The sequence below is a fragment of the Amycolatopsis ultiminotia genome (genome assembly GCF_039536925.1).
GTDB classification, from domain to species: Bacteria; Actinomycetota; Actinomycetes; order Mycobacteriales; family Pseudonocardiaceae; genus Amycolatopsis; species Amycolatopsis ultiminotia.
In genome coordinates, this window is sequence record NZ_BAAAZN010000008.1 from 157,270 (window position 1) to 174,788 (window position 17,519).

Annotated in this window: 19 protein-coding genes; 10 read left to right on the plus strand and 9 right to left on the minus strand. The window is 70.1% G+C overall.

The annotated features are described in order from the left end of the window. Positions 1–579: 579 nt before the first annotated feature. Both ABD793_RS20000 and ABD793_RS20005 read right to left on the minus strand, forming a co-directional pair. Entirely contained in the window at positions 580–1,293 is a 714-nt protein-coding gene (locus tag ABD793_RS20000) for an ABC transporter permease (RefSeq protein WP_344862090.1), read from the minus strand. Beyond that, positions 1,290–1,988 (minus strand): ABC transporter permease, encoded by a 699-nt coding sequence (locus ABD793_RS20005; protein ID WP_344862092.1) that lies wholly within the window; start codon positions 1,986–1,988, stop codon positions 1,290–1,292. Before ABD793_RS20005 ends, ABD793_RS20000 begins: the two co-directional genes overlap by 4 nt. 138 nt (positions 1,989–2,126) lie before the next feature. On the opposite strand from ABD793_RS20005, the gene ABD793_RS20010 reads away from it, so the two are divergent. The 3 genes from ABD793_RS20010 to ABD793_RS20020 all read left to right on the plus strand — a co-directional run bounded on the left by ABD793_RS20010 (position 2,127) and on the right by ABD793_RS20020 (position 4,715). Continuing rightward, positions 2,127–3,047 (plus strand): ABC transporter substrate-binding protein, encoded by a 921-nt coding sequence (locus tag ABD793_RS20010; protein WP_344862094.1) that lies wholly within the window; start codon positions 2,127–2,129, stop codon positions 3,045–3,047. Positions 3,048–3,155: 108 nt separating this feature from the next. Continuing rightward, positions 3,156–3,590 (plus strand): SRPBCC family protein, encoded by a 435-nt coding sequence (locus ABD793_RS20015; RefSeq protein ID WP_344862096.1) that lies wholly within the window; start codon positions 3,156–3,158, stop codon positions 3,588–3,590. A gap of 114 nt (positions 3,591–3,704) precedes the next feature. Further along, complete coding sequence (locus tag ABD793_RS20020) at positions 3,705–4,715, plus strand: NADP-dependent oxidoreductase (protein WP_344862098.1); 1,011 nt, start codon at positions 3,705–3,707, stop codon at positions 4,713–4,715. Here the strand turns inward: ABD793_RS20020 and ABD793_RS20025 are convergent. Next, positions 4,712–5,371, minus strand: a complete 660-nt coding sequence (locus ABD793_RS20025; protein WP_344862100.1) for a haloacid dehalogenase type II — start codon at positions 5,369–5,371, stop codon at positions 4,712–4,714. The two genes, ABD793_RS20020 and ABD793_RS20025, sit on opposite strands and share 4 nt — an antisense overlap. Before the next feature lie 31 nt (positions 5,372–5,402). Beyond that, positions 5,403–6,023 (minus strand): TetR/AcrR family transcriptional regulator, encoded by a 621-nt coding sequence (locus ABD793_RS20030; protein WP_344862102.1) that lies wholly within the window; start codon positions 6,021–6,023, stop codon positions 5,403–5,405. A gap of 121 nt (positions 6,024–6,144) precedes the next feature. On the opposite strand from ABD793_RS20030, the gene ABD793_RS20035 reads away from it, so the two are divergent. Then, positions 6,145–7,194 carry an NAD(P)-dependent alcohol dehydrogenase gene (locus tag ABD793_RS20035; RefSeq protein ID WP_344862104.1) on the plus strand — a complete coding sequence of 350 codons (1,050 nt, stop codon included), beginning with the start codon at positions 6,145–6,147 and terminating at the stop codon, positions 7,192–7,194. A 68-nt stretch (positions 7,195–7,262) separates the two neighbouring features. Here the strand turns inward: ABD793_RS20035 and purU are convergent, their stop codons facing one another. The 5 genes from purU to ABD793_RS20060 form a co-directional block, all read right to left on the minus strand. Then, positions 7,263–8,135 carry a formyltetrahydrofolate deformylase gene (gene purU / locus ABD793_RS20040; RefSeq protein WP_344862106.1) on the minus strand — a complete coding sequence of 291 codons (873 nt, stop codon included), beginning with the start codon at positions 8,133–8,135 and terminating at the stop codon, positions 7,263–7,265. A gap of 23 nt (positions 8,136–8,158) precedes the next feature. Then, entirely contained in the window at positions 8,159–8,770 is a 612-nt protein-coding gene (locus ABD793_RS20045; RefSeq protein ID WP_344862486.1) for a maleylpyruvate isomerase family mycothiol-dependent enzyme, read from the minus strand. Further along, entirely contained in the window at positions 8,673–9,470 is a 798-nt protein-coding gene (locus tag ABD793_RS20050; RefSeq protein WP_344862108.1) for a DedA family protein, read from the minus strand. Before ABD793_RS20050 ends, ABD793_RS20045 begins: the two co-directional genes overlap by 98 nt. Before the next feature lie 70 nt (positions 9,471–9,540). Then, positions 9,541–10,272, minus strand: coding sequence for a class I SAM-dependent methyltransferase (locus tag ABD793_RS20055; protein WP_344862488.1), 732 nt, complete (start codon positions 10,270–10,272; stop codon positions 9,541–9,543). A gap of 662 nt (positions 10,273–10,934) precedes the next feature. Then, a complete protein-coding gene (locus tag ABD793_RS20060; protein ID WP_344862110.1) occupies positions 10,935–11,435 on the minus strand; it encodes a DUF2505 domain-containing protein in 501 nt (166 codons plus the stop codon). 65 nt (positions 11,436–11,500) lie between these two features. Here ABD793_RS20060 and ABD793_RS20065 point away from each other — a divergent pair, with 65 nt between their 5' ends. The 6 genes from ABD793_RS20065 to ABD793_RS20090 all read left to right on the plus strand — a co-directional run bounded on the left by ABD793_RS20065 (position 11,501) and on the right by ABD793_RS20090 (position 17,497). Continuing rightward, entirely contained in the window at positions 11,501–12,586 is a 1,086-nt protein-coding gene (locus ABD793_RS20065; RefSeq protein WP_344862112.1) for a UDP-N-acetylmuramate dehydrogenase, read from the plus strand. Between the two features lie 151 nt (positions 12,587–12,737). Then, on the plus strand, positions 12,738–13,919 hold the full coding sequence (locus ABD793_RS20070; protein WP_344862114.1) for a L,D-transpeptidase: 1,182 nt from the start codon (positions 12,738–12,740) through the stop codon (positions 13,917–13,919). Between the two features lie 22 nt (positions 13,920–13,941). Continuing rightward, positions 13,942–14,772 (plus strand): alpha/beta fold hydrolase, encoded by an 831-nt coding sequence (locus ABD793_RS20075; RefSeq protein ID WP_344862116.1) that lies wholly within the window; start codon positions 13,942–13,944, stop codon positions 14,770–14,772. A 5-nt stretch (positions 14,773–14,777) separates the two neighbouring features. After that, positions 14,778–16,082 carry a D-inositol-3-phosphate glycosyltransferase gene (gene mshA, locus ABD793_RS20080; RefSeq protein ID WP_344862118.1) on the plus strand — a complete coding sequence of 435 codons (1,305 nt, stop codon included), beginning with the start codon at positions 14,778–14,780 and terminating at the stop codon, positions 16,080–16,082. Continuing rightward, positions 16,079–16,591, plus strand: coding sequence for a type III secretion system chaperone family protein (locus ABD793_RS20085; RefSeq protein WP_344862120.1), 513 nt, complete (start codon positions 16,079–16,081; stop codon positions 16,589–16,591). The genes mshA and ABD793_RS20085 overlap by 4 nt, the downstream gene beginning before the upstream one ends. Before the next feature lie 66 nt (positions 16,592–16,657). After that, positions 16,658–17,497 carry a DUF4349 domain-containing protein gene (locus ABD793_RS20090; protein ID WP_344862122.1) on the plus strand — a complete coding sequence of 280 codons (840 nt, stop codon included), beginning with the start codon at positions 16,658–16,660 and terminating at the stop codon, positions 17,495–17,497. Positions 17,498–17,519 lie beyond the last annotated feature (22 nt).

Genomic DNA, 17,519 nt, shown 5'->3' on the forward strand with positions numbered 1-17,519 from the left:
GATAACGCGGTGGTGGATAACGCGGTGGTGGATAACGCGGTGGTGGATAACGCGGTGGTGGATAACGCGGTGGTGGATAACGCGGTGGTGGATAACGCGGTGGTGGATAACGCGGTGGTGGATAACGCGGTGGTGGATAACGCAGTGCGGCCGAGGTGGGGCGGGGCGGTTGGGCGGCCCTGGGAGCGCGGCGGCGGAGGTAGTCGGTTCGGATGGCTGAATCGTCGGGCCGGTAGGACGGTGCCGCGGTCGGACGATGTCGTGATGGGACAGTGCGGTGGCCGCTCGGGTGGAGTGGTCGCGGCAGCCAGCCGGGGAGTGGCCGAAACTGCCGGCGCGGACGGCCAGCCGGGCGGAGTGGCTGCGGCCGACCCAGCAGAGGTAAGGAGGCCACTCGGGTGGAGTGGTCGCGGCAGCCGGGTGGGTGGTCGAGGCCGGCCGGGTGGAGTGGCGGCAGCCAGCCGTGGCCGAAACTGCCGGCGCGGACGGCCAGCCGGGTGGAGTGGCTGCGGCCGGCTGGGTGGAGTGGCGGCACCAAGCCGGGGGAGTTGGCCGAATCCGCGCGGGGTGGGGGGCTGGTTACGAAGAGCGGCGGGCTTGTTGCAGGGCCAGGCCCTTCGGGGTGGCCAGTTTCGTCAGGAGTGAGAACAGGCCTTCGCACAGCAGGGCCAGTACTACGACTGCGATGCCGCCGCCGAAGATTTCGCCGTAGCCTTGGGCGCCTTCTGCGAAGCCGTCGACGATGTAGCGGCCGAGGCCGCCGCCGTCGTTGACGATGGCGCCTATTGCGACCGTTGCCACCAGTTGCAGGAATGCCACTCGGGCGCCTGCCACGATCACCGGGGAGGCCAGCGGGAGTTCCAGGCGCAGCATGATCTGCCATTCGCGGTAGCCGGTGCCGCGGGCGGCGTCCACCGCCTCCTGGTCCAGCTGCACCACGCCGGCGTAGGTGTTGGTGAACAGCGGTGGCAGCGCCAGTGCGACGAGCGCGAGCAGCAGCGGCCAGAAGTCCGTGTCCGCGCCCCATCGGCTGGCCAGGAACCAGAACAGGATGATCAAGCCGAAACTCGGGATCGCGCGCCCGATGTTCACCGCGCTGCTCGCCAGGAACGCGCCCCGGCGGTAGTGCGCGAGCCACAACGCCAGCGGCACCGTCAGCAGCCCGGCGAGCACCAGCGACAACGCCGAGAACCCCAGATGCTGCAGGATCCGGTACGGGATGCCCGCCGGGTCGCTCCAGCTCCAGCGGTTCGCCTCGGCCAGCCACTGGCCCAGTTGCGTGAAGACGTTCATCGGGCCCGCACCTTTCGCGCCCACGGAGCCAGCGCCCGTTCGCCCAGCCACAGCAGCAGGTCGACGACCACCGCCAGCAGCACCGACAGCACGATGCCGACGATGATCGGGCTCGGGTTCGGCGTCGTGGTCTGGATGCCCGCGCGGATGAAGTAACCGAGACCGCCCATGCCGAGCAACGACGTGACGGTGACCAGTCCGATCGTGGTCACCGCGGCCACCCGGAGACCGGCGATCACCACCGGCAGCGCGAGCGGCAGCTCCACCTGCCACAGCAACCGCCGCGGGGTGAAGCCCATTCCGATCGCGGCCTCGCGCACCTCGATCGGGACCTGCTGTACGCCGGTGACGATGTTGCGGATCAGGATCAGCAGCGTGTAAGTCCCCAACGGGATGACCGCCGTGGTGAAGGACAACCCGAAGAACGGGACCAGCAGCGCGAACGCACCCAGGCTCGGGATCACGTACAGCGCACCGGCGGTGCCGAGCACGAGCGGGTAGAACCAGCGGAACCGCAGGCAGAGCGTGGCCAGCGCCAGCGACACCACCAGTCCGGCGCCGAGCGCGGTGGCGGTCAGCGCGACGTGCTCACCGAGCCGCTCGGCGATGGCGTCGGAGTTGCGCTCGACCCACCGCCACTCGAAGATCGGCCGGTTGCTCTCCGCGAGCAGCGGGGTCACCGAAGACGCGTGCACCGGACGAGGCTACCCCGATCGGTGGGGGTGCTTCCGGTGGTTGAGATCTGGTGACGGTGATTCTCAGCAAGTGGTTTCTGTCGTGGCTCACGGTTAGGGTCGGCTCCTCTGTTCGTGGAATGAGGAGTGTGGGGACACGTGCGCTGGACCCAGAGCATCAGAGTGGCCGCGCTGGTGGCGGTGGCCGCTCTCGGGCTGACCGCGTGCGGCGGCGGAGGCAGTGACCAGCCCGCCGCGCCGAGCAAGGGCGGTGCGCCGATCGTGGTCGCCTCGTTCAACTTCACCGACAGCCAGATCCTGGCGGAGGTCTACGCGGGTGCGCTGGAAGCCAAGGGCTACCCGATCACCCGCAAGCTCAACCTCGGCTCGCGGGAGCTGATCTACCCGTCGCTGAAATCGGGTGAGCTGCAGTTCGTTCCCGAGTACCAGGGCGCGGCGATCACCACCGGCTTCGGCAAGGACACCGTCAAGGACGCCAAGGGCGAACACGACCAGCTGGCCAAGCTGTTCGAACCCGATGGCATCGGACTGCTGAACTACGCGCCCGCCGAGAACAAGAACACCTACCTGGTGAAGGCCGATCTCGCCAAGGAGAAGGGCCTCAGCTCGATCAGCGACCTGAAGAAGCTCGACAAGGTCGTCCTCGCCGGTCCGCCGGAGTGCGAGAAGCGCTTGCCGTGCTTCCAAGGTTTCAAGGACGTGTACCAGCTCGCCAACGCCACGTTCCAGACCGTGCAGGAGGCGGGCCCGCGCGTGCAGCAGCTCGACTCCGGCGCGGTCACGGTGATCCCGGTCGACTCGGTCAGCCCGCTGGTCGGTGACCCGAAGTACGTGGCGCTCAAGGACGATCTCGCGATCGTGCCCACCGAGAACGTGGTGCCCGCGGTGAACAAGAAGGTGCTCGACGAGCGTGGCCCGGACTTCGCGAACGCAGTCAACGCGGTCAGCGCGAAGCTGACCACGGACGGTATGCGGGAGCTCAACGCCCGGGTGGACTCCGACGGCGAACCTGCCGCCGACGTGGCCAAGGACTGGCTGTCCCAGCAGGGCCTCGGCTGAATCGGCCGTGCGGCGCAGCGGGCCGTCCGGGGTTGCACCGGGCGGCCCGTTCGTGCGTGCGTGTGCGAAGGTGGGGCCGGCGGAAAACGACGAGAGCAGAGGGACGAGATGGGAAAGGTCACGGCCACCGCGGAGCGCACGATCGACGCCCCGGTGGATCGGGTGCGTGAGCTGGTCGCCGACTACTCCGAGACCCGGCCGAAGCTGCTCACCGAGCACTACCGCGACTACGAGGTCACCGAGGGCGGCGTCGGAGCGGGCACGAAGGCGGGCTGGAAGCTGCAGGCCACCTCGAAGCGGGTGCGCGACGTCGCGGCCACGGTGACCGAGCCGGCACCCGGCACCCTCGTGGAGACCGACGCGAACTCCAGCATGGTCACCACCTGGACCGTCACCGAGGCAGGCGCCGGTTCCCTCGTGCGCATCGAGACCAGCTGGGACGGTGCGGGCGGCATCGGCGGCTTCTTCGAAAAGACGTTCGCACCGGCCGGCCTGAAGCGGATCTACGACGGGGTGCTCGGCAAGCTCGCGGAGATCGTGTAGCGCCTGCCACACCGTCCGGGGCGGGCGGAATGCTCGCCACGGGTTCCGCGGTTGGCCGGGTATACGGGGCGGATGCTCCGGTTTGAATTCCAGCCTCAGGAACGGAGTCGTGGAGTGAACGCACCGACCAAGGCGACCGAAGTCCGGCTCGCCGCCCGGCCGCACGGGGTACCGACGCAGGACAACTTCGACATCGTCGACACCGAGGTGCCCGCTCCCGGTCCCGGGCAGCTGCTGGTGCGCAACGTCGTGATGAGCGTGGATCCGGCGATGCGCGGCCGGATGAACGACGTGAAGTCCTACGCCCCGCCTTTTGTGGTGGGCGAGGCGATGTACGGCGGCGCGGTCGGCGAGGTTCTCGAATCCACTGTGGACGGCTTCGCGGCAGGCGATCACGTGCTGCACCAGCGCGGCTGGCGTACACACGCGGTGGTCGACGCGAAGCAGGCGGCCAAAGTGGACGGTTCCGTTGCGCCGTTGTCGACCTACCTCGGCGTGCTCGGCATGCCGGGACTGACCGCGTACGCGGGTCTGCTGGTGAGTGCGGAGTTCAAGCCGGGCGACACGGTGTTCGTTTCCGGCGCGGCCGGTGCGGTCGGCTCACTGGTGGGCCAGCTGGCCCGGCTCAAGGGTGCCAAGCGAGTGCTCGGCAGTGCCGGTTCGGCCGAGAAGGTGCGCCACCTGACCGAGGATCTCGGATTCGACGCGGCCTTCAACTACAAGGACGGTCCGGTCGCCGAGCAGCTGGCCGCCGCCGCTGCGGAGGGCATCGAGGTGTACTTCGACAACGTCGGGGGCGAGCACCTCGAGGCGGCCATCGCGTCGATGAACCTGCACGGCCGGATCACCGTGTGCGGCATGATTTCGCAGTACAACGCCACCGAGCCGAACCCGGCGCCGCGCAACCTCGCGCAGCTCATCGCGAAGCGGATCACCATGCGCGGCATGCTGGTGCTCGACCACTTCGGATTGCGTGAGCAGTTCGTGTCCGAGGTGGCCCCGCTCGTCGCGTCCGGCGAGATCAAGTACTCGGAAACGTTCGTCGACGGCATCCGCAACGCGCCGGAGGCCTTCCTCGGCCTGCTCCGCGGCACCAACACCGGCAAGATGCTGGTGCGGCTCTAACTTGCACCGATCGCGCGGGCCAGCGCGGGCAGGTCCGCCGCGGTGTAGGTGGCGGCGGACGTGCCCGGCAGCGGCCGTACGCCGGGCCGGGCGAGCAACGCGGTGTGCAGCCCGGCTGCTTGGGCACCCGCGATGTCCCAGCCGTGCGCGGCGATCATCACCGCTCGGTCCGGTTCGGTGGCGAAGGCCCGCAATACCTGCTGGTACGGTTCCGGTGCCGGCTTGAGCCTGCTCACCTGCTGTGCCGAGAAGATCCGGTCCAGTTTCGTGGCGAGTCCGGCGTTCTGCAGTTGCGCTTCCCCGGTCGCCAGCGGCGAGTTGGTGAGTGCCACGACCTGATGGCCTGCCGTGCGCAGCAGGTCCAGACCTTCCGCCGCGTCCGGCTGCGCGGGGGCCGACCGCAGCCCCTCGCGGATCCCGGCGAGCTCACCCGGCGTCAGTTCGTGGCCGTGCTGCGCACAGATCTCCGCCGCGGCCAGTCCGGTGATCTCGCCGAAATCCCGGTAACCACCGGCTGCGGTCACCGTGAGCACGGTGTGGATGGCGAGCGCGAACCACTCCCGGCGTGCGGCCGGTGTACCGGTGAGTGCGGTGAAGAGCGGATCGAGCGCGGTCAGATCCAGCAGGGTCTCGTTGACGTCGACCACGCACAGCATGTGTCCTCCCGGCGCTGGGTTCCCGGTGATCTCACCACGACGGAGCCGGTGCAGTCGACGGGTCACCGCGCCGGTAGGCCTCGATCACGATCCGCGCGGCGCGGCGCGATTTGGCGACGACCTGTTCGGCGGGGTACCCGGTGCGCTGGTAGACGCCGTTGAGGAAGAACTCGCCGTAGCCGAAGGCCTGGGTGTTGAGCTGTTCCAGCAGTTCCAGTGCGGTCGCCATGTCCGCGGTGACGGCGGAACAGCGCGTCAGCACCGCGTCGATCAATGCGCGACGGGCCTCGTGCAGCTCGGTGTATTTCGGGTCGCCGAGGTCGGCGGTGAAGATGACCTGCGTCCCGATTCGGGTGTCGATCAGGAACCGGGTGTGCATCGCGACGGTCACCGCGAGCTGTTCCACGGGATCGGTTTCGGCCGCGGCCGCGGATTCGACGAGTCCCCGCAGCCGTTCCGCCGCCGTGGTGACCGCGGTGGCGAGCAGTGCAGTGCGGTCAGGGAAATGCCGATAGGGCGCGGCGGTCGACACCTTCGCCCGGCGTGCGACCTCGGCGACCGAGAACGCGGACATCCCGGATTCGGCGATCAGCTCCAGCGCGACGCGCACGAGCTCGGCTCGCAGGTCGCGGTGGTGGTAATTGCCTGGCATGCGGTAGATCACACCCGATCTGGCTGGCGAAGATGTAAGACCCCTCTTACTCTAGAGCATGTAAGGGGTCTCTTACATCAATACCGGTCCCCGATTTTTCGGGACTCTCGAGGAGGGTTTCATGACCACGACCACGTCTGCCATTGCCGCCGCGGCTCCGGGCGCCGAGCTTGCCCCCACGACCATCGAGCGCCGTGACCTGCGGCCGGACGACGTGCTCATCGACATTGCCTTCGCCGGCATCTGCCACAGCGACATCCACCAGGTCAAGCAGGACTGGGGAACCGCGATCTTCCCGATGGTGCCGGGACACGAGATCGCCGGGACGGTCGCCGCGGTGGGCTCCGGCGTGACGAAGTACCAGGTCGGCGACCGGGTCGGCGTCGGTTGCATGGTCGACTCGTGTGGTGAGTGCGAATACTGCCGCGCGGGTACCGAGCAGTTCTGCGTCAAGGGCAACGTACAGACCTACAACGGCGTCGGCTTCGACGGCGAGAACACCTACGGCGGATACAGCCGCCAGGTGGTGGTCAAGGACGCCTTCGTGTGCCGGATCCCGGAGGGCATCGAACTGGACGTCGCCGCGCCGTTGCTGTGCGCGGGCATCACCACCTACTCGCCGCTGCGCCAGTGGGGTGCCGGACCGGGTAAGAAGGTCGCGGTGGTCGGCCTGGGCGGGCTCGGGCACATGGCGGTGAAGCTCGCGGTCGCCATGGGTGCCGAGGTCACGGTGCTCAGCCAGAGCCTGAAGAAGCAGGAGGACGGGTTCAAGCTCGGCGCGAAGGACTACTACGCGACCAGCGACGAGTCGACCTTCGAGGCACTGGCCGGCCGGTTCGACCTCATCCTCAACACCGTGTCCGCGAAGCTGCCGATCAGCGCCTACCTCGGCATGCTGCGCGTCCGTGGTGCGATGGTGAACGTCGGTGCGCCAGGGGAGCCGTTGGAGTACAACGCCTTCTCGCTGCTCGGCGGCAACAAGGTACTGGCCGGTTCGATGATCGGTGGTATCGCGCAGACGCAGGAGATGCTGGACTTCTGCGCCGAGCACGGCGTGGGCGCGGAGATCGAGAAGATCACCGCGGACCAGGTCAACGCGGCGTACGAGCGGGTGGAGAACAGCGACGTGCGCTACCGCTTCGTGATCGACGCTTCGACGATCGGCGCCTGAGGCAGTCCGAGTAGATAAGTTCGCGACGGTGCCCGCCGGGTTCGGCTCGGCGGGCACCGTCGCGTGTCTCAGAAGACCACCGTGCGGTTGCCGTGCACCAGAACCCGGCCTTCCAGGTGCCAGCGCAGACCGCGGGCGAGCGTGACCTTCTCGATGTCACGGCCCTTGCGGACCAGGTCGTCCACCGAATCGCCGTGGTCGACGCGGATCACGTCCTGTTCCACGATCGGCCCGGCGTCCAGGTCCGCGGTCACGTAGTGGCAGGTCGCGCCGACGATCTTGACGCCACGAACATGTGCCTGGTGGTACGGCTTCGCGCCGATGAACGAGGGCAGGAAGCTGTGGTGGATGTTCAGTGCGCGCCCGGCCCACGCCTCGCACAGCTCGGCAGGCAGCACCTGCATGAAGCGCGCCAGCACGATCGCGTGCGGGTCGTGCTCGTCGACCAGCTTGCGGACCTCGGCGAACGCGGCCGCCTTGCCATCGGCGTCGCCCGCGGGGAACGGCACGTGGTGGAACGGAATCCCGTGCGCGCGGGTGATGTCCGCGAGTGCCTCGTGGTTGCTGATCACCGCGGCGATGTCCACGTCCAGCTCACCGGAGGCGACCCGGCCGAGCAGGTCGTACAGGCAGTGCCCCGCCTTCGACACGAGCACCACGGCCCGCGGGCGCTCGCCGGTGTCGAACACCTGCCAGCTCGACTCCGCGGACAGTTCCCGTGCCACCACGCCGAACCGGTCGTGCAGACCCGCGACGTCGAACGGCAGCGATTCGGCCAGCACCACCTGACGCGTGAAGAACCAGCTCGAGTCGGGGTCGGTGTGGTACGCCGCCTCGACGATCATCCCGCCGTGGTCGGCGAGGAAGCCGGAGATGCGCGCGATGATGCCGGTGCGGTCGGGGCAGCCGAAGGTGAGCACATAACGCTGCGGGGCGGACACGTTCGATCTCCTTTGGGTACTGGTCAGGGCGCCGCGAGGGGCGCGAGGAGCGGAGTGTCGCCGGTTGTCTCGGCTGCGTGCGGGCGACCCCACAACGCACGGTAGACCTCGTCGGCCGAGCCGATCAGGGTCACGTCCGGCGTGCCGTCGCCCGGCGCCGGCCGCTCGCCGGCGCGCAGCACGATGGTCCAGCTCCGGTCCCCGGCCCGTACCTCGACGACGCCCTCGCGCTCGGTCTGCGGCCAGCTGCGGGGGCCGAGGAACGCGAGAAGCTCATCGATGCCGTCCTCGGCGAACTCCGGTGCGAACCGGGTGCCGACGGGCGTCGGCAGTGCGCTTTCCGCGTCGAGCCGGTGGATCGCGAACTCGTGGGCCAGCCGCCGGGTCCAGTCGCCGACGGTGATGGTTTCACCGCCGGCCGGGAACGGGGAGCGGATCGGCTGGTTCGCGGGGCGGTTCAGCGCCTCCCGTGCGGCGAGGCGGCTGCCGTCCCATCGGCCGAGTGCGTCCGCCCAGTCCGCCGCTGCGGTGGTGTTTTCAGGACGGTGGCCGGTGATCGTGGCTACCGTGTAGGAGAGCACCATGCTCAGGTGGCCGATCAGGTCCTTGGTCGTCCACTTCGGACACGTGACGATCTTGGCCTGTGGTCCGGCCGTCAGCGCCGCCGTCTTCAGGCGGTCGGCGTGGAGGTCGATCGCCTCCAGCAGCCATGGCGTGTCCATGCGCCGACCGTAGCCGCCGGGCGCGAAGCCGTCTGCCGAATTCGACGAGTGCCACAAGCAGCAGTGCGAGGACGAACGAAAGCAGCAGGCCGTAGCCGGGGCGGTCGGCGAACGCGGTGCCACCGGCGAGGCCGATCAATGCGCTGTAGATCGCCCACAGCGTCGCGCCGAGTGCGTCGAGCGGTACGAATCGGCGGAGGGGGTAGCCGAGGCTGCCGTTGGCCAGCGCGCTCGCGACGCGGCCGCCGGGCAGGTACCGGGCGGCGATGATCAGCAACGGCGCCTGCTTGCGCACCTGCGTGCGGGCCCATTCGTAACGCCGGCGTCCGGACGGTCCGCGCTGGAGACGGGCGATCGCCCGCGGTCCGGCGGCCCGGCCGACCGCGTACCCCAGGCAGTCCCCGGCCACTGCGCCGAGTGCCGCGGCCAGTACCAGCAGCGCGAGACGGCCCGGATCGGGTCCGAGCAGCACGGCGACGGTCACCACGGTCGTCTCGCTCGGCATGAACGGCAGCAGCGCGTCCAGCCCGGCGACGGCGAACACCAGCACCCACAGCCAGGGCGAGCCCAGCGTGCCGCGTAGCAGTTCGGTGACCTGGTCCAGTAGCTCCACCCATCCATCGTGATCACTCCAGGTCACTGGCAGATAACCCAGTGGGGTGCGGCTGGTGAACAGGTGGGGGTCAGCTCGGCGCGACGCTCGCCCACGGCACGGTCAGCTCGCCCGGCCTGCGGCGGGCGGCCGGGCCGACCGGCCATCCGCGTTCGGCCAGCAGCGCCACCGCGTTCGCCCAGCGGGCTTTGGCGCCGAACGCGCGATGCGGCGAGGCTGCTGCCCAGCATTCGTCCAAAGTGGTCATGAGGTCGTGGATGCGTTCGCCGGGAACGTTGCGGTGGATAAGGATCTTCGGCAATCGTTCCGCCACTGTGGACGGTCGGTCGAGATCGGCCAGGCGTACGGAGAGGGTGAGTGACCGTGGTCCGCCCGCGGTGACCGTGACCCAGGCGGCGAGCCTGCCGATCTCGTCGCAGGTGCCTTCCACGAGCAGGCCGTCGGCGGGCATCGCGTCGAGCATCAGCTGCCACGCGCCGGCGACCTCGTGCTCGGGGTACTGGCGGAGCACGTTGAACGCGCGAACCAGCACCGGACGGGTACCGGCCAGCTCGAAGCCACCGCGGCGGAAGTCGATCCGCGGCGGATCCGCAGCCGATCGCGCAAGCGCCACGCGTTCCGGGTCGAGTTCGAGGCCGAGCACCCGTACGTCGTCCCTGAGCCGGCCCAGCCACCGCGCGAGCTCGACCGTCGTGACCGGTGACGCACCGTAGCCGAGATCGACGACAAGGGGACTTTCGCTCCGCCACAACAGCCGGGTGACGGCCGGATCGGCGACGAGCCAGCGATCGACCCGGCGCAGCCGGTTGGGATTGGTGGTCCCCCGGGTGGGCGCACCGACCGGAAGTACCCGTGCCCGGCGGGTTTTCGCCGGCGGGAAGCGGGTCCGGCCGGCCTTCGTGGAAGGGATCGGCCGCGAAGCGGAGGGGATCGGGGGAGTAGCGGCGGGGATGGAGCGCGGAGCGGAAGAGATCGGGGGCGGAGCGGGAGGGATGGAGCGCGGAGCAGAGGAGATCGGGGGCGGAGCGGAAGGGATCGGGCGCGGAGCGGGAGGGAGGGAGCGCGGAGCGGCGGCCGGGTGCGGATGGCGCTCGTCTGCCGACGGGGTTCGGCGCGGGTGGTGCGGGTCTGCTGCGGGGTCGCGGCGCGGGTCGGTGGTGTTTGCCGCGGGCGCCGGGTCTGGCTTGCCGACATCGGCCGCGGGCGCCGGGCGAGCTTGGTCCGGTGTCGCGCCCGGGACTGTTCGGCCGGGGGTGGTAGCTGGGGTTGCAGGTGTCTGGCCGGGGGTGGTTGCTGGGGTTGCAGGTGCTTGGCCGGGGGTGGTTGCTGGAGTTGGGCGCGTCTGGCTGGCGGTGGTTGCTGGGGTTGCAGGTGCTTGGTCGGAGGCCGTTGCCGGAGTTGTGGGTGTCTGGTTGGGGGTGGGTGGTGGTTGTGGGGCGGGGTGGTTGGCTGCGGGCACTGGGATCAGGGGTGTTCGGCCAGCCACTGTGCGGTGAACTCGTCCTCGCGGCGTAGGAGGTTGGTTACCTGTTGTGCGACGAATTCCTCGATGCGGCCGCCGACCAGTGGGATGCGTACCACTACCTCGCCGGTCGTGCGGAAGACCGTCTGCTCGCCCTCCTGGGTGAGGGAGGTCTGTGCGCCGATTTCGCCCGGTACGCCGCTGACGCCGACGTCGGTGCGGCCGGTGTAGCTCTCGCCGGAGCGCTGCCAGGTCTGCGTTCGCCGGACGATGATGTCGCCCTTGTGCAGGGTGCGCACTGCTTGCGGCAGCCGGGCGGCGTTGATGCCGTGCTGTAGTTCGAAGTGCACGGAGTCGCCGTCGGCGGTGTAGGAGAGGAGCTTGCCTTCGTCGCCACCGAGCGCGGCCAATCGCGCCTGCACTGCCTGTTCTCCGGACACCGCGGTGAAAACGTCCGCGAGTGCGCCGGTGAACTCGCCACGGTGTTCGATCCGGGATCCCATGGTCGGTGACAGTACCGGGCGGACGGCGCCGGGGACCGAGTCGAGGGCCAGTACCGTTGGGCAGCGTGAACGCCGCCGACCAGACCGCCGACACCGCCACTGGCACCACCGCCGACACCGGGCAGCCGCGGCTCGCCGACTACACCACGTTGCGCCTCGGCGGCCCCGCGCGCCGGTTCGTGTCCGCGGACACCAGCGAAGCCGTCGTGGCCGCGGTGCGGGCCGCGGATGACGCCGGGGAGCCGGTACTGCTGCTGGGTGGCGGGTCGAACCTGGTCGTGGCGGACGACGGATTCGCGGGCACGCTCGTGCGGATCGGGTCCACCGGATGGACCCGTGACGGCGACGTGGTCGAGGCGGCCGCGGGGCAGGAGTGGGACGCGTTCGTCACCGAGCTGGTCGACGCCGGGCTCGGCGGCCTCGAATGCCTCTCCGGCATCCCCGGTTCGGTCGGTGCCACGCCGATCCAGAACGTCGGCGCGTACGGCTGCGAGGTGGCCGAGTCGATCGTCTCGGTCGAGCTCTACGACCGGACCGCGCGGGAAATCCGCACGGTGCCTGCCGGTGAGCTGGGTTTCGCCTACCGCACCAGCGTGCTCAAGGGCACCGAACGCGGCGTGGTGCTCAGCGTGCGGTTCCGGATCGACCCGTCCGGGGAGTCCGCGCCGGTGCGGTACGCCGAACTGGCGCGCACGCTGGGTGTCGAGATCGGCGCGAGGGTCCCCGCCGCGCAGGCCCGCGCGGCGGTGCTGGGACTGCGCCGCGGCAAGGGCATGGTGCTCGACCCCGCCGACCACGACACGTGGAGCGCAGGCTCGTTCTTCACCAACCCGATCGTCCCCGCGGCCGACGTCGAGGCCACCCTGGCGCGGATCACCGAGACGGCCGGCGAGCCGCCGCAGTACCCCGCGGACGGGGGAGTGAAGCTCTCCGCCGCGTGGCTCATCGAACGAGCCGGTTTCGGCAAGGGTCACCCCGGTCCCGGCGGCCGGGTCTCGTTGTCCGCCAAGCACACGCTCGCGCTCACCAATCGTGGCGGGGCGGCTACCGCGGACCTGCTCGCGCTGGCCAGGGAGGTGCGCGACGGCGTCGAAGCCCGCTTCGGCGTGCGGTTGCGCCCTGAGCCGTTGCTGATCGGCTGCGCGCTCTGAAGCCCGGCGGCAACCGGGCCGCGGGGTGAAACGTCTCTCCGGGTGGAGTGGAATTTGCCCGCTGCGGGTAACGTCGAAGCGCTCACCGGCGCTGATCGCAGGGAGGCCCGGTACGGACCGGGGCGGTGCGGGGGACAACGGGAGGTGGACGGTGCTCGAGCGCCGTACGGTTTTCAAGGCCGCGCTCGCCGCGGGAGCGGCTGCGCTCGCGGCCGCGTGTTCGACCAGTACCGACGGCACCGCGGTCCCGCAGGGCGGCGGTGAGGACGGGGGCACACCGGTCGCGCCGGTGGCGAAGATCACCGCCACCCCGGCAGTGGACGCCAAGGACGCGGGCGTGCGTGAGCCGGTCGTGGTGAAGGTCGCGCAGGGCAAGCTGACCGAGGTCAAGGTCACCAGTTCCAGCGGCGCCGAACTCAAGGGCGACCTGTCCGGCGACGGCCTGTCCTGGACCAGTTCCGAGCCGCTCGGCTACGGCAAGACCTACACCTACGCGGCCAAGGCGCTGGGCACCGACCAGCGGCCTGCCGAGCTGAAGGGCTCGTTCGGCACGGTCAGTCCCGCCAAGCAGCTGCGGGCCACGTTGAACCCGGCCGACGACGCGGAGGTCGGCGTCGGGATGCCGATCAGCGTGAAGTTCACCGGCGGTGTGCCGAAGGACCGGGTCGCGGTCGAGAAGGCGCTGAAGGTCAAGACGGATTCCGACGTCGAGGGCGCGTGGGGCTGGATTTCCGCGACACAGGTGGACTGGCGGCCGAAGGAGTACTGGCCGGAGAACAGCACCGTGGAGGTCGAGGTGAACCTCTACGGCGTCGAGCTCGGTGACGGCGCGTACGGCAAGGCCGACGTCACCACGAAGTTCAAGATCGGCCGCAACCAGGTGGTCAAGGTGCACACGCCGGACCACACGATGAAGGTCTACCGGGGTGGGTCCGAGGCCAAGAGCTACCCGTGCTCCAACGGCCTCGACGCGGAGGTGGAGCGCAACACCCCCAACGGCACCTACATCGTGATGACGAAGGAGCCGCACGCGGTGTTCGACAACGCCCGCTACGGCTACACCAACGTCAACAAGAAGTGGGCCTGCCGGATCTCCAACCACGGCGAGTACATCCACGAGAACCAGGACAACGCGGCCGCGATCGGCAAGACGAACAACTCGCACGGCTGCGTGAACCTGCTCGAGGCGGATGCCAAGGACTTCTTCGACTCGGCGCTGATCGGCGACCCGGTCGAGATCACCGGTGCCCAGCAGAAGAGCCCCACCGGATCCGACGTCAAGGACTGGTTCTACGACTGGGCCACCTGGCAGACCCTGTCCGCGGTGAAGTGATTGTCTGCTACGAAATGACACTGTGAACACCGAAGTCGCCGGACCCGGCGGAGTGCGCATCGCGCTGCGGGTCGAGGGTGCGCAGAACTCCCGTCCGATCGTGTTCGTGCACGGCTGGGCGCAGGCCTCGAACGCCTGGTCGGCGCAGCTGGCCGATCCGGCGTTGTCCGCCCGGTTCCGGCTGGTCGCGATGGACCTGCGCGGACACGGTGCCTCCGACGTTCCCGCGGCGGGCTACGACGACCCGCGGCAGTGGGCCGACGACCTGGCCGCGGTGCTCGACTTCGCCGGTCCGGACGCGATCGTGGTCGGCTGGTCCTACGGCGGACTGGTGATCGCCGACTACCTGCGGGTGCACGGAACCGCACGGCTGGCCGGGATCGTGCTCGTCGGCGCGATCACCGAGATCGGGCGCGGGCGCGCGGGCGGGCAGAACGGTCCGGTCATGCGTGCCGCGCTGCCTGCCGCACTGTCCGAGGAAGCCGAGGTCGCGGTTCCGGCACTGGTCGAATTCGCGCGGGCGCAGGCGAGTCCGCGCGTGCCGGGCAGCTACACGCAGGCGATGCTCGGCCATTCGCTCGCGGTGCCGCCTTCGGTGCGCGGTGCGCTGTTCCGCCGCGACATCGGTAGTGCCGAGGTGCTCCAGGCGGTGGACAAGCCGGTGCTGGTCGTGCACGGTACGGCCGATCGCGTGGTCGCCCCGGCTGCCGCGGAATATTCCGCCGGGAAGATTCCGGGGGCGGTCGTGCGTTGGTTCGTTGACGCGGGGCATCTGCCGTTCGTCGAGGAGCCGGGTGAGTTCAACTCCCTGCTGCGGCAGTTCTCCGGGGAAACCGCCGACGAGCAGGAGTAGACCAGGTGAGTAGTTCCCTGAAGGGTTTCCGCGCCGAGCCGCGGCGGATCGCGGTGCTGTCCGTGCACACCTCGCCGCTCGAACAGCCGGGCACCGGCGACGCGGGCGGGATGAACGTGTACGTCAGCCAGACTGCGCAGGAGATGGCCCGCCGCGGTGTCGAGGTCGAGGTGTTCACCCGCGCGACGTCCTCGGACCAGCCACCGACGGCCGAACTGTCGCCAGGGGTCACCGTGCGGCACGTCCAGGCAGGTCCGTTCGAGCCGCTGGCCCGCGACGAACTGCCCGCGCAGCTGTGCGCGTTCACCTCCGGGGTGCTGCGGGCCGAGGCGTTCCACGAACCCGGCTACTACGACCTCATCCACTCGCACTACTGGCTGTCCGGTCAGGTCGGCTGGCTCGCCAGGGACCGCTGGGGCGTGCCGCTCGTGCACACCGCGCACACCCTGGCCAAGGTCAAGAACTCACTGCTGGCCGATGGGGACAAACCCGAGCCGCGCACCCGCGTGATGGGTGAGGAGCAGGTGGTCGAGGAGGCGGACTGCCTGGTCGCGAACACCCAGGTCGAGGCCCGTCAGCTGGTGGATCTCTACGGCGCCGACCCGGAGGCGGTGCACGCCGTGCCCCCCGGCGTCGACCTCGCCCGGTTCACCCCGGGATCGAAGCAGGAGGCCCGGCGCGAGCTGCGGCTGGCCGCCGACGCGGTGGTGCTCGCCTTCGCCGGGCGGATCCAGCCGCTCAAGGCGCCGGACGTGCTGCTGCACGCCGCGGCGGAGCTGCTGGCCCGGCATCCGGAACTGGCCGACCGGCTGGTGGTGCTGGTCGTCGGCGGGCCGTCCGGGACCGGGCTGGAGCAGCCACAGGCGCTGCGCGAGCTGGCCGTGGCACTGGGCATCGCCGAGCAGGTCCGGTTCCTGCCCCCGCAACCAGGGGCGAAACTGCGCACGGTGTTCCGCGCGGCCGACGTGGTCGCGGTGCCGAGCTACAACGAGTCGTTCGGCCTGGTCGCGCTGGAGGCGCAGGCGTGCGGCACGCCGGTGGTCGCGGCCGAGGTCGGCGGACTGCCGGTCGCGGTGCCGCACGGGGTGTCCGGTCTGCTCGTGCCCTCGCACGGCGCGGGGGACTGGGCCGACGCACTCGGTGCGGTCGCGCTGCGCCCTGACCGGCGGGCCGAGCTCGCGGCCAACGCGGTACCGCACGCACGGCGGTTTTCCTGGCAGCGCACCACGGATTCGCTGCTGGACATCTACGCTCAGGCGGCAAAGGCGTTCCGCCAGGGCCTGCAACGACGGGCGGAGGTGGCGGTGTGAGCCTTGACGCGATCATCAAGTCCACTTTGGACGAAGGCGGGCTGGAATACGACCGGCACGGCGCCGGCCGCTACTTCGTGACCTTGCCCGGTACCAAGAAACTGCAGACCAACTGCTGGCTCGTGGACGGCGATCACGCGTTCTCCGTGGAGGCGTTCGTATGCCGCCGACCCGATGAGCGGCACGCGGAGGTCTACCGGTTCCTGTTGCAGCGCAACGCCCGGCTCTACGGCGTGCACTACACAGTGGACAGCGTCGGGGACATCTACCTGGTCGGCCGCTTCGGCAGGGAGACGGTGAGCGCCGTCGAACTCGACAAGATCCTCGGCCAGGTGCTGGAGGCCGCCGACGGCGACTTCAACACCCTGCTGGAGATCGGGTTCGCAACGTCGATCAAGCGCGAATGGGATTGGCGGGTCTCGCGCGGTGAGTCATTGGCCAACCTCCAGGCGTTCAAGCACCTGGTGCAGCCGGAGAAACCGCACGAGCCGGGGTTGACCGAGCCGTGACCGGACCGGTGCAACGGCGCTGACCGGTGCTTCCGTCTCTCCGCAACCGACTGGAGGGAGAGCCGGATGCGGACCCGATGGAGATGCCTGCTCGCCGGCGCCGGGCTGGTGGTGCTGCTGGCCGGCTGCACCGGTAACCGGGAGGCGGATACGTCGTCGGCAGCCGGTGCGGCGCCGAGCGCGGCAGGAGCACCGCGGACCGCGCCGGAGCAGCCGGCCGGCAGCTCCGGCACGCCCGATCGCAAGCTGTCCCGCAGTGCCCGGCTGGACCTCGCGACACCGAAGCCCGGGGACGTCGTGGCTCGCGCGCGGACCATCGCGACCGGCGCCGGCGGGTACACCGGGCAGGAGACCAGCACGCCCGATTCCGCGACGCTGAGCCTTGCGGTGCCCGCAGAAAAGCTCGATTCGGTGCTCGATCAGCTCGCCGGGCTCGGCGAGGTCGCCAAGCGGGAGCTGAGCGCCAAGGACGTGACCGAGCGGGTGGTCGACGTGGACGCGCGGCTGGCGACCCAGCGCGCGAGCGTCGACCGGGTGCGGGCGCTGCTGGCGAAGGCGACCTCGGTCTCCGAGATCGCGTCCGTGGAAAGCGAGCTGACGAGCCGGGAGTCCGAGCTGGAAGCGCTCGAACGGCAGCAGTCCTCGCTCGCCGGGACGGTTGCCATGGCGACCGTCGCACTGTCGGTGACCGGATCGGCAGGCGGGCGGCCCTCCGCCGACCCGGGTGGTTTCCTCGGCGGGCTCGTCGGCGGCTGGGACGCGTTCCTGACCTTCGGCGGCGGGCTGCTGCGCGTGCTGGGCGCGCTCGTGCCGTTCGCCGTGGTGCCGGGGATCCCGGCCGGCGCGCTGGTGTGGTGGCTGCGCCGCCGTCGCCGGCCGCGGATCGGGGCGAACCCCGCGGAGTGAGGGGGTGGGCGGGACGGCTCGA